Origin of the sequence: Dietzia cercidiphylli (genome assembly GCF_014145145.1) — a bacterium.
GTDB classification, from domain to species: Bacteria; Actinomycetota; Actinomycetes; order Mycobacteriales; family Mycobacteriaceae; genus Dietzia; species Dietzia natronolimnaea.
The window spans coordinates 1-11,800 of record NZ_JAALEA010000140.1; the positions used below are offsets into that span (position 1 = coordinate 1).

The following is an 11,800-nucleotide window of genomic DNA, read 5'->3' on the forward strand; positions in this document are numbered from 1 at the left end:
GACGACGTGGGCTCCCGCGGCGAGGGCCCGCGCGATCCCGAACGCGCCGTGCCTGACGGTGGCGACGTCGGCCTCCCCGAGCCCGAGTTCGACGGCGCGGTCGGTCACGTCACCGGAGTCGACCGATGCCACCGACAGCTCGACCCCCGCGTCGGCGGCCATGGCACGCAGGGCCTCGGCGAGCCCACCCGGATCGAGGGCGCCCGCGTTGGTGACGATCCGCACGCCCCCGGTTCCGACGAGGTCGAGGCACTCCCCCAATTGCACGAGGAGCGCGCGCTCGTGACCCGGATCGCCCTGCGCGCGTTGCTCGGCGAGCTCCAACATGGCCTCGTCCGAGAGCATGTCGAGCGCGAGTACGTCCAGCGACGCGGCCGAGAGGAACTCGGCGGTCGCGGTGGCGCGGTCCGTCCGCGAGGCGGAGACGTTGCCGATACGCAGAGGTCTCTGGGTGCTCGTCATCGGTCCTGCGGCTCCTTGTCGGTCGGGTCGTTCGACCACCCCAGCATGCTCTCGCCCGGGACGAGGCGGGGGTGGAACGCGAACGCCTCCCCGAGCATAGGCGGAGCGCTCCCGTGGTCCGGGCGGGCCACGTCGCGGTCGAGGGGATCCCGCGGCGCCGGCCGGCGGGGTACCGAGGCGCCGGCCGACGGGGTGCCGGGCGAGTCCGCCAGTCGTACCCGTGTCGCGGGGTCGCTACCGATAGACTCGCCTGATCAGACGCCCGACGTGTCCTCCAGGAGTGAGCCGTGCCCCCCAGGACCGCCCCGATTCCCGACCGCATCGACCAGGCCCGTGCCAACTGGGAACGTGAGGGATGGACCGATGCGGCCCAGGGCATGACCGTCGTGACGTCGGTCATGCGCGCGCACCAGATCCTGCTGGCCCGGGTGGAGGAGACGCTGCGGCCGTGGAACCTGTCGTTCCCCCGGTACGAACTCCTCCGGTTGCTGGCCTTCTCCCGGTCCGGCTCGCTGCCCATCACCAAGGCATCCGAGCGACTGCAGGTGCACGTCACCAGCGTCACCAGCGCCATGAAGCGTCTGCTGGACGCCGGGCTGGTCGAGCGACGCCCACACCCGACCGACGGCCGGACGACCCTCGTCGAGATCACCGCCGAGGGCAGGCGCGTGGTCTCCGAGGCCACCGCCGCGCTCAACGCCGGCGTGTTCTCCGATCCCGGGATGGACCCGTCCGAGCAGTCGGCGCTGATCGAGGCCATCTCGTCGCTCCGGCAGACCGCCGGCGACTTCTGACGACCGGGGGCCCGACGCCCTCACGGTTCAGCACCGCGACCTGGACCACGCCCCGCGCCGCGACCTGCACCGCGCCCTGCCGCGGACAGCACCGCGCCCGGCCCCCTCTCGGGTGGGGCCGGGCGCGGCTGTTCTTGGGAGGATCCGTGTCGTGGGTCCTCGATGGGGGTCGTCAGACCAGGGTCACGGCATCTCGGTGGCGATGAGGCGGGAGTCGTCCGGCTCGGCATCGGCGTGGATGACGTTCTTGCTCGACTCGGTCATGAGGAAGATGCAGACCATCGACATGACGGACAGCGCCGAGAGCATCAGACCGACACCGAAGGTGTTGCCGGCCCCGATCATCGCGGCCGCGGCCAGCGGCGGCAGCGCGCCACCGAGGATGCCGGCGAGGTTGTAGCCGAGCCCGGCGCCGGTGTAGCGGTAGCGGGCCTGGAACAGCTCGGGCAGCAGTGCACCGGCCGGTCCGTAGGCGATACCGAAGATGATCAGCGTGACGAACAGCACCAGACCGAAGGCGAAGGTCGACCCGGTGTCGAGGATCGGGAAGACGAACAGCGTCCACGGGATGGCCAGTCCGACCGAGGTGCCGATGACCTTCCTCCGGCCGATCTTGTCCGAGTACATCGCCGACAGCGCGATGGCGGCACCGAAGATCAGCGCGGCGATCATGCCCATGCCCAGGACGAACGGGCGGGAGTGCCCGAGGGTGGCGGTGGCGTAGTTCGTGAGGAACGAGGTGCCCATGTAGAAGAGCGAGAACAGCGAGGTGAGCGCACCACCCGCGATGAGGATCTCTTTCCACTGGTACCGCAGCGCATCGGCGAACGGCAGCGTCCTGGGGGCCGTGACCCTGTTCGCGGCCTTGTCGGCAGCCGCGGTCTCGGCGGCTTCCTTGGCCTCCCTCGCCTGGGTCTGACGGAAGACCGGGGTCTCCTCGACCGTGAGACGGATCCACAGGCCGACCAGCACGAGGACGGCGGAGAGCAGGAACGGGATACGCCAGCCGTACTGCATGAAGGGGCTGTCGAGGTCTGCACCGCCACCGGCGACGAGCGAGAAGACGAGGAACGTCCCCGAGGAGAGGAAGAACGCGAAGGCCACGCCCAGCTGCGGCCACATGGCCATCATGCCGCGCTTGCCCTCGGGGGCGTACTCGGCCGTGAGCAGCGTGGCTCCGGCCCATTCGCCGCCGACCGCGAAGCCCTGGAAGAAGCGGCACACCACCAGCAGGGTCGGTGCCCAGATGCCGATGCCGCCCTCGAAGACGCCGAACGCCCCCGTGTTGTACCCGGGCAGCAGACCGATGAAGACGGTCGCCACGCCCATGATGATGAGGGTCCAGACGAGCGTGTTCTTGCGACCGATCCGGTCACCGAAGTGGCCGAAGATCGCCGCACCGACGGGCCGGGCGAAGAACGCCACGGCGAAGGTCGCGAACGAGGACAGCGTCGCCGTCGCGGGGTTCTGGTCGGGGAAGAACAGGGCCGGGAAGACCAGCGCGGCGGCGGTGCCGTAGATGAAGAAGTCGTACCACTCGATCGTGGTACCGATCGAGGACGCGGCGGCGACCTTCTTCAGCGAGGTCTTCTGCTTGACCGGCGGAAGATTCGGGGACAGCGGTGCCGCGTCCCCCGGCGGGGTGTTTCCGGACTGCGTCAAGACAACTCCAGTCGTGTCAGGTTCGCCGGGTATCTGACCTCCGGCGAGGCGGGTGATCGCCGACGCATAGGCGTCGATTGAGCCGAACAGTATGTGATGACCACCACACCCGATACACCCGAAAGTATGCTGCCGTGATCCGGCCCACAGCTCGACATCCCGGGTCGACCGGATGCCCCGCCCAGCGATCACCCCTAGGGTGTCGGGCGAAAAGCGCACCCGAGCCACCAGGAGGCACCGATGCCGACCACTGGAAACCAGCCCCTCCGCGAGCAGTCCCTCGACTTTCTCCGATCCGGGTACCTCTTCACCTCCCGAGTGAGGCAGCGCGCGGGACTGACCGCCGACTCCCAGACGCCGGTGCGACTGCGCCTCATGGGTCGTCGGGCCGTGCTACTTCGCGGAGTGGAGGGAGTCCGGCACTTCTACGACGCCGACAAGGTCAAGCGCGAGGGGGCCATGCCCGCCTTCGTCCGGCTCCCGCTCTTCGGCCCGGGAGCAGTGCACGGTCTGGACGGCCGCGCTCACGCCGTCCGCAAGAACGCGCTCGCCGACCTGGCCTACGACGACGAACGAGTGGCGCACTTCGCCTCGCTCGTGGCGGTGGAGCTCGAGCAGATGCTCGAGGAGTGGGCGCGCCGAGGATCGGGAACCGTGTATCACGACTCCACGACCGCGTTCGGCCGGGCGGCGTTCCGCTGGGCCGGACTGCCGATGCGTCCGGAGGAGGCGAACAGGCGCGCCCGTCAGATGAGCAGGCTTCTCGACACGTTCGGTCGGATCTCCGGGAACCCCGTCGCGCAGGTGGAGCGGCTCCGCCTCGACCGCTGGGCCACGTACCTGGTGCGCAAGGTCAGGGCGGGAGAATTCCGACCCGATCCCGATTCGGTGGTGGCCGCCATGGCCGAGCTCCGGGACGAGGACGGCCAGCTGGTCGACGCCCGAACGGCAGCGGTAGAACTGCAGAACCTCACCCGTCCGACCGTCGCGGTCGCCCGCTTTGCGGCTTTTGCCGCAGTCGCCCTCGCCGAGAACCCGGGGTGGCGGAACCGGATCCGTGAGGCGTCTGCGGAGGCCGGTCGGCTCACCGAGATCCCCGAGGCGGTGGCGTTCGCCCAGGAGGTGCGACGTGTCTACCCGTTCGTGCCCATGTTGCCCGCGCTCGCGACCACCGATTTCGAGGTCAGCGGCTGCCCGGTGCGCGAGGGGCAGCGCGTCCTTCTGGACCTCCAGGGAACCGACACGGACCCGAATCACTGGCGCGACGCGGGCACCTTCGACCCGGAACGTTTCCTCGGGGTCGATGATGCGGAAGCACTGGAGGCGTTCATCCCGCACGGCGGTGCCGGCGTCCGCACCGGCCACCGGTGCCCCGGCGAGAAGATCGCGGTGACCGCCTTGTCCGCGGCCGTCGCGGCACTGTGCAGACCGGAAGTACGGATCAGCGACGACCCCGACGACCTGACGTTCCCGTGGACCACGATGCTCACCCGCCCGGCGACCGGTGTCAGGGTCCGCTGTAGCCGACCCTAAGACCACTGAGACCCCGGCCGGGACGCGTCAGGGCAGGACGCCTAGGAGCCGGGCGCGGGCCACGGACTCCATCCGTGACCGTGTGCCCAGCTTGGTACCGATGTTGCGCAGGTACGCCTTGATCGTCTCCGGTGACAGGGACAGTCGGGCGCCGACCTCGGCGTTGGAGCATCCGAGAGCGACCTGTGCGAGGACGTCGATCTCCCGGGGGGACAGGACCGTCGGCGCCGGGCCCGGGTCCCGGCCCACGTCCGGAGTCCGGCCCACCCCCGCCAGCGCGGAACCCGCGGCCAGGAGCCTCTCGCGGAGATCCGGATCGCCGAGCTCGGCGGCGATGGCCCGCAACTCGCCGTGGAGGACTCGAAGACGTTCCCTGTCGGAGGATTCCAGCCCGAAGTTCTGCTCGGCCGCGGCGTGGTCGGCCATCCGCAGTCGTCGATCGACCTCGTCGTGGACCTTGAACTCCGAGGCCAGGTCCGCGGCGACGGTGGTGAACGTCCGGGTGACCTGGTCGCCGAGCTGGGTGGCGACGCGGGCCGATCCGTAGAGGATCGTCCGCGCCACGCCCGAGACGATCACGGGGACGGAGATGATCGCCCGCAAGCCCTCGCGGTCCACCGCGTCGGCGTAGTCGCGGGTGATCCTCGAGCACTCCTCGTAGTCGCGCACCGTCGCCGGTCGTCCGGAGGCCATCACGTGACCACCGAGCCCACGGCCCCTGGCCACGGCCAGCCCCTGCATGGAGTCGGTGCGGACCCCGATGAAGCGGTTCAGTCTGGCGGTCTCACCGGTGACGTCGCCGGCGAAGACGACGGGCACACCGGAATCACGGCGGGCCCGGCGCAGGGCCCCTAGTACAGCGTCTGAATCCTTGGGTCGGAGGGTGGACATGGTGTTCTCCCGAGAGTGGAGGTGTTCAGCTCCGCGAGGAATCGCGGATGCTGGTGATGATGGCGCTGAAGTCCTTGCCACCGTTGTCCTGCGCGAACTCGTCGTACAGGGCAGCCGCTGCCGCGCCGAGCGGAGCGACCGTACCAGTGCTCTCCAGGGCCGCGAGCGCCAGCCCGAGATCCTTGTTCATGAGAGCGGTGGCGAAGCCGGGCGTGAAGTCGTTGTTGGCGGGAGAGGTGGGGACCGGACCGGGGACGGGGCAGTTGGTGTGCAGCGCCCAGCTGTTGCCGGTGGCCCCGGTGACCACGTCGAACAGGGCCTGGTGATCGAGACCCAGCCCCTCGGCGAGCACGAACGCCTCGGCGATCGCGATCTGGTGCACGGCCAGCACCATGTTGTTGCAGACCTTGGCGGCCTGGCCGGCCCCGGCTCCGCCGCAGTGGATGACCTTGCCCGCCATCGGCTCGAGCACGGGCTGCGCGGCCGCGAAGGCCTCGTCCTCCCCGCCGACCATGAACGCCAGGGTGCCGGCCGTCGCGCCCTTGACGCCGCCGGAGACGGGCGCGTCGACCTGGAGCATCCCGGCGTCCACGGCCTTGGCGTGGACCGCACGGGCGTCGTCGACCGAGATGGTGGAGGAGTCGATGAACAGGGTCCCCTCCCCCGCCTCGCCCAGGACGTCGTCATAGGTCGAGGTCACCAGCGCACCGTTGGGCAGCATCGTGATCACGACGCCGGCTCCCCGGACCGCCTCGGCGGGCGAGTCGCACACGGTGATCCCGGCGGTCCGGGCCGCGTCCTGCGCCGCGGCGACCGGGTCGAATCCTCTGACGTCGAGTCCGGCGCCGACCAGGTTGGCGGCCATGGGTCCACCCATGTTGCCCAGCCCGAGAAACGCCACAGTCTGCGATCGGTTGTCCATGTCCTACGCTCCCAGTCCGCGCGCGGCGACGGCCCGGCCGACGACGACGCGCATGATCTCGTTCGTCCCCTCCAGGATGCGGTGCACCCGGAGATCTCGCACGATCTTCTCTATTCCGTACTCGGCCAGGTACCCGTACCCGCCGAAGAGCTGCAACGCCCGGTCCGCGATGTCGAAGCAGCGGTCGGTGACGAAGAGCTTCGCCATGGCGCACTGCTCCACGTGATCCGGCTCCTTGGCGTCCAGGGCCGCGGCGGCGCGCCACAGCATGAGTCGGCTCGCCTCCAACTCGGTCGCCATCTCCGCGAGGGTGAAGCGGATCGTCGGCTCGTCGATCAACGCGCCGCCGAACGCCTCACGGTCCCGCACGTGGGCGACGGCCCGCGTGTACGCGTCCTGGGCGCCGCCCAGGGAGCAGGCGGCGATGTTGATGCGCCCGCCGTTGAGCCCCCGCATCGCGATGGTGAACCCGAGGCCCTCGCCGCCGGTGTCCGCGCCACCGATGAGGTTCGCCGCCGGGACCCGCACGCCCTCCATGATCACCTGCGCGGTGGGCTGGGCGTTCCAGCCCATCTTCTGCTCGTCCGGACCGAAGCTCAGGCCCTCGGAGTCCGCCGGGACCAGGAAGGCCGAGATCCCCTTGGGGCCGGCCTCCCCGGTGCGGGCCATCACCACGTAGACGTCCGACTGCCCGCCACCGGAGATGAACTGCTTGGTGCCGGTGAGGACGTACTCCGCGGTCTCGCCCTCGCCCTCCTTCACCGCCTTCGTCCGCAGCGCCGCCGCGTCCGACCCGGCGCCCGGCTCCGTCAGGCAGTAGCTCGCGAACAGCTCCAGCGACGCCAGACGCGGGATCCACTCGTGGCGCTGCTCCTCGGTGCCGAACTCGTCGACCATCCACACGCACATGTTGTGGATGGACAGGTACGCGGCCACCGACGGGCATCCCCGGGCGAGCTGCTCGAAGATGCGGACACCGTCCAGCCGCCGCATCCCGCTGCCCCCGACGTCCTCCGAGACGTAGATGGCGCCCATCCCCATCTCGGCGGCCTCGCGGAGGACGTCCTTGGGGAAGTGGTGCGTCGCGTCCCACTCCTGCGCTTTGGGCGCGATCCGCTTGACCGAGAAGTCGCGGGCGGTGTCGACGATGACCTTGTCGTCGTCATCAAGGGTGAACATGGGTGTTCCTCTCATACGGTGCCCGGTTCGTACGGTGTGCGGCAGGTGAACTGCGCGGCGGGTGAGCTGCGCGGCGGATCCGGTTCGCGGTCAGTCCATCGTGGGGATGACGAACTCGGCACCGTCCTTGATGCCGGAGGGCCAGCGCTGGGTGACCGTCTTGACCTTGGAGTAGAACTTGATCGACTCCGGGCCGTGCTGGTTGAGGTCGCCGAATCCGGACTTCTTCCAGCCTCCGAAGGTGTGGTACGCGATCGGCACGGGGATCGGCACGTTGACGCCGACCATGCCCACCTGGACGTTGGACACGAACTCGCGGGCGGCGTCGCCGTCGCGGGTGAAGATGGCCACGCCGTTGCCGTACTCGTGCTCGTTGGGCAGGCGCAGGGCCTCCTCGTAGTCCTTGGCGTGGACCACCACGAGGACGGGGCCGAAGATCTCGTCCGTGTAGACGCTCATGTCCGGGGTGACCTTGTCCATGAGCGTGGGGCCGACGTAGTAGCCCCCGGAGATGTCCTCGCCGTTGAACTCGTCCGTGTAGGCACCCACGCTGCGGCCGTCGATGAGGATCTCCGCACCGGCCTTCTCGCCCTGGTCGATGTAGTCCAGCACGCGGGCCTTGGACTCGGGGGTGACCAGCGGGCCGTAGTCGGACTTCGGGTCGTGGCTGTGGCCCACCCGCAGCTCCTTGACCTTGGGCACCAGCTTCTCGAGCAGGGCCTCGGCGGTGCCCTCGCCCACGGGGACGGCCACCGAGATGGCCATGCAGCGCTCACCGGCGGAGCCGAAACCGGCGCCGACCAGGGCATCGGCGGCCTGCTCGAGATCCGCGTCCGGCATGATGATCATGTGGTTCTTGGCGCCGCCGAAGCACTGCGCGCGCTTGCCGGTGCGGGCCGCGTTCTCGTAGATGTACTGCGCGATGGGCGTGGAGCCGACGAAGCCCACGGCCTGGATGGTCTCGCTGTTGAGGATCGCGTCGACCGCCTCCTTGTCACCGTGGACGACCTGGAAGATGCCGTCGGGCAGACCGGCCTCGGTGAACAGCTCGGCCAGGCGCACCGGGACGGAGGGGTCGCGCTCGGAGGGCTTGAGCACGAAGGCGTTGCCGCACGCGATGGCCGGGCCCGCCTTCCACAGGGGGATCATGGCCGGGAAGTTGAACGGGGTGATCCCCGCGACCACACCGAGCGGCTGGCGCATGGAGTAGACGTCGACGCCCGTGCCGGCGTTCTCGGTGAACTCGCCCTTGAGCAGGTGCGGGATGCCGATCGCGAACTCGATCACCTCGAGGCCGCGCTGGATGTCGCCCTTCGCGTCCGGGGTGGTCTTGCCGTGCTCGATCGCCAGCAGTTCCGCGAGCTCGTCCATGTTCTGGTTGATCAGGTCGACGAACCGCATGAGCACGCGGGCGCGCTTCTGCGGGTTCTGGGCCGCCCACGCCTTCTGCGCCTCGGCGGCCTTGGCGATCACGTCGTCGACCTCCGCCGTCGACGCCAGCGGGACCACGGCCTGCGCCTTGCCCGTGCTGGGGTTCAACACCTCGTGGGTTCGGCCGCCCGTGGCGGCGACCCTGGTGCCGTTGATGTAGTGCTCGATCTGCCTGAGATCCGACATGGACATCCCTTCGTCGTGAGGCCGCGGTCCGGAGATGTCCGCGCGCCACTGCTCCCGTGATGACCATCACTCTATACTTGCATCTCCTAGTAATCCAGGACCCGGCCCCGCGGCCGCCCCCGACCCTCCCCTTTCGGGTGTACCGCCGGCCGCCCGGCCGCCCATACTGTGAGCTGACTCACTTCCCGTGCCCGTTCTCACCCGTGCCCGCTGTCAGGAGACTTCATGGCCCCGCTCGCCACCGACGCCACCACCCGATTCCGCGCCGCCCGCGACTTCCTGCAGGCCAACGCGGAGGACTACGAGGCCGCCCGGGCCGGCTTCGCGTGGCCGGAGCTCGACGAGTGGAACTGGGCACTCAACTGGTTCGACGTCGAGGCCGAGGGGAACACCGATCCCGCGTTGTGGATCGTCGAGGAGCACGACGGCGGAGGCGCACCGACCGAGGCGAAGTACTCCTTCGACGAGATGCGGATCCGCTCGGACCGCACCGCCAACTGGCTGCGCGAGGCCGGGGTCGGGCCCGGCGACCGGATCCTGCTCATGCTGGCCAACCAGGTGGAACTGTGGGACGTCATGCTCGCGGTGATCAAGCTCGGCGCCGTGGTCATCCCCGCCACCACCCTGCTCGCCGAGGGCGACCTGCGCGACCGCATCGCCCGCGGCGGAATCAAGCACGTGATCGCCCGCTCCGAGCTGGCCGAGCGCTTCGCCGCCATCTCCGGCGACTATCAGCGGTTCGCGGTGGGCGGCGCCCCCGACGGCTGGACCGACCTCGCCGGTGCGATGGACGCCTCCCCCGACTTCGAGCCCAGCCACACCACCCATGCCGACGACACGCTGCTGCTCTACTTCACGTCCGGCACCACCAGCAAGCCCAAGCTCGTCGAGCACACCCACGCCTCGTACCCGGCGGGCCACCTGTCGACCATGTACTGGATCGGTCTCCAGCCGGGCGACGTCCACCTCAACGTGTCCTCGCCCGGATGGGCCAAGCACGCGTGGTCCAACGTGTTCACGCCGTGGATCGCCGGGTCGTGCGTGTTCATCTACAACTACTCCCGCTTCGACGCCACGGCGATGATGCGCGAGATGGACCGCTGCGGGGTGTCCAGCCTGTGCTGCCCGCCCACCGTGTGGCGGATGCTCATCCAGGCCGACCTGACGCAGCTGCAGGTGCCGCCACGGCTGGCGGTGGGTGCCGGCGAGCCCTTGAACCCGGAGGTGATCGGGCGCGTCCGCGACGCGTGGGGGGTGACCATCCGCGACGGCTTCGGCCAGACCGAGACCACCGTGCAGATCGCCAACACCCCGGGCCAGCCCATCAAGGACGGGTCCATGGGCCGCCCGTGCCCCGGATTCGACGTCGTCCTGGTCGACCCCGCCACCGGACAGGAGGTCCCGGGAGAGGGCGCCGAGGGCGAGATCTGCCTGCGCCTGGACCCCCGCCCGCTCGGCCTGATGGTCGGATATCACGGAGACAAGGACCGGACCGACGCCGCGTACGCGGACGGTTTTTACCACACCGGTGACGTCGGCTCGCGGGACTCCGAGGGCTACATCACCTACGTGGGCCGGACGGACGACGTGTTCAAGTCCTCGGATTACCGGATCTCGCCGTTCGAGCTGGAGTCCGTCCTGTTGGAGCACCCGGCGGTGGCCGAGGCGGCGGTCGTCCCGTCCCCGGATCCCGTGCGACTGAGCGTCCCCAAGGCGTTCGTGGTCCTGGCCGGCGGCTGGGAGCCGACCGAGGAGACCGCCCGCCAGATCTTCGACTACTCCCGCACCCACCTGGCCGGCTACAAGCGGGTGCGCCGTCTCCAGTTCACCGACCTGCCCAAGACCATCTCCGGCAAGATCCGCCGCGTCGAGCTGCGCAACGGCGAGAGCGAGAACGGCCCGTCGGTGGACTTCCCCGGCGAGTTCCGGGAGGAGTCGCTGCGCTGACGGCCGGTCCCCGTTCCCGCTCAGGCCCGGACGACGCCGTCGATCTCCTCAGGGGTCCACGGCGGACTGTCGTGGAAATCTCGGTAGGCCAGGATCTGCGCCTCCGGGGTGGGGAATCTCCCGATGAACCCGCCCGACCCGGCGAACACCCCGCCGGTGATCCCGGCAGCCAGATCGGAGACGAGATAGGTGTAGAGCGGCGCCACGTACTCCGGCCCGGCCGGGTCCAGTGCGCCGGCCACACTGAGCTCGTCGAGCATCCCCCTGCGGCCCAGCTCGCGGATCTTGTCCTCGTAGTCCTCCCCGCTCGACAGCCTGGTCCGGGCGCCCGGGCACACCACGTTCGCGCGAACCCCGTGCTCGGCGAGCTCGGCCGCGATCGCCATGGTCAGCGAGGTGACCGCGCCCTTGCCGGCCGGGTACCCCGTGCCCCCGTAGTCGCCTTTCCAGGCGAACGACGACGTGGTGACGATCGCGCCCGAGCCGGCGGCGACGAAGTGCCGCGCGAAGACGCGACACGCGGCGAAGACCGTCCCGAGGTGGGCGTCCATGAGCGCGCCGAACTCCGCGTGACTCACGGTGAGGATCGAGGACCCCGCGGGCTCGGGAACCCCTGCGCACGTGATCAGGCCGGAGACCGTCGACCCCCCGCGGATCGCCTCCTCGAGCAGCGACTCCGCCACCGTGGGCTCGTGTGCCGACCCGGCGACCCCGGAGATCCGGCCGTCGGACCGTGCGGCGAGCTCGGCGACCCGGTGCCGCAGCGCCGCCTCGTCGCGCCCGTTGAGCACCA

The 11,800-nt window shown here is 69.9% G+C and carries 10 protein-coding genes; 3 read left to right on the plus strand and 7 right to left on the minus strand.

What is annotated here, in order from left to right; translation table 11 throughout:
• On the minus strand, positions 1 to 462 hold a 462-nt coding region (locus tag G6028_RS05815; RefSeq protein ID WP_182658313.1), incomplete at its 3' end, for an acyclic terpene utilization AtuA family protein.
• Between the two features lie 287 nt (positions 463 to 749).
• Between G6028_RS05815 and G6028_RS05820 the strand changes: the two genes are divergently transcribed.
• Entirely contained in the window at positions 750 to 1,256 is a 507-nt protein-coding gene (locus G6028_RS05820; protein ID WP_179525940.1) for a MarR family winged helix-turn-helix transcriptional regulator, read from the plus strand.
• Positions 1,257 to 1,439: 183 nt separating this feature from the next.
• On the opposite strand, the gene G6028_RS05825 is transcribed toward G6028_RS05820, so the two are convergent.
• Positions 1,440 to 2,918, minus strand: a complete 1,479-nt coding sequence (locus tag G6028_RS05825; RefSeq protein WP_182615680.1) for an MFS transporter — start codon at positions 2,916 to 2,918, stop codon at positions 1,440 to 1,442.
• Between the two features lie 240 nt (positions 2,919 to 3,158).
• Between G6028_RS05825 and G6028_RS05830 the strand changes: the two genes are divergently transcribed.
• Positions 3,159 to 4,451 (plus strand): cytochrome P450, encoded by a 1,293-nt coding sequence (locus G6028_RS05830; RefSeq protein WP_182658314.1) that lies wholly within the window; start codon positions 3,159 to 3,161, stop codon positions 4,449 to 4,451.
• Positions 4,452 to 4,478: 27 nt separating this feature from the next.
• Here G6028_RS05830 and G6028_RS05835 read toward each other — a convergent pair whose 3' ends face one another.
• From G6028_RS05835 to G6028_RS05850, 4 genes are all read right to left on the minus strand, one after another.
• Positions 4,479 to 5,342 carry a LuxR C-terminal-related transcriptional regulator gene (locus tag G6028_RS05835; protein ID WP_179525942.1) on the minus strand — a complete coding sequence of 288 codons (864 nt, stop codon included), beginning with the start codon at positions 5,340 to 5,342 and terminating at the stop codon, positions 4,479 to 4,481.
• A gap of 25 nt (positions 5,343 to 5,367) precedes the next feature.
• Positions 5,368 to 6,264 carry a 3-hydroxyisobutyrate dehydrogenase gene (gene mmsB, locus G6028_RS05840; protein ID WP_182615682.1) on the minus strand — a complete coding sequence of 299 codons (897 nt, stop codon included), beginning with the start codon at positions 6,262 to 6,264 and terminating at the stop codon, positions 5,368 to 5,370.
• Positions 6,265 to 6,267: 3 nt separating this feature from the next.
• On the minus strand, positions 6,268 to 7,443 hold the full coding sequence (locus tag G6028_RS05845; protein WP_182610133.1) for an acyl-CoA dehydrogenase family protein: 1,176 nt from the start codon (positions 7,441 to 7,443) through the stop codon (positions 6,268 to 6,270).
• 90 nt (positions 7,444 to 7,533) lie between these two features.
• Positions 7,534 to 9,060 carry a CoA-acylating methylmalonate-semialdehyde dehydrogenase gene (locus G6028_RS05850; RefSeq protein ID WP_182610134.1) on the minus strand — a complete coding sequence of 509 codons (1,527 nt, stop codon included), beginning with the start codon at positions 9,058 to 9,060 and terminating at the stop codon, positions 7,534 to 7,536.
• A 225-nt stretch (positions 9,061 to 9,285) separates the two neighbouring features.
• Between G6028_RS05850 and G6028_RS05855 the strand changes: the two genes are divergently transcribed.
• Entirely contained in the window at positions 9,286 to 11,007 is a 1,722-nt protein-coding gene (locus G6028_RS05855; protein ID WP_179525946.1) for an AMP-binding protein, read from the plus strand.
• A 20-nt stretch (positions 11,008 to 11,027) separates the two neighbouring features.
• On the opposite strand, the gene G6028_RS05860 is transcribed toward G6028_RS05855, so the two are convergent.
• Entirely contained in the window at positions 11,028 to 11,798 is a 771-nt protein-coding gene (locus G6028_RS05860; RefSeq protein ID WP_338404156.1) for an SDR family NAD(P)-dependent oxidoreductase, read from the minus strand.
• Positions 11,799 to 11,800 lie beyond the last annotated feature (2 nt).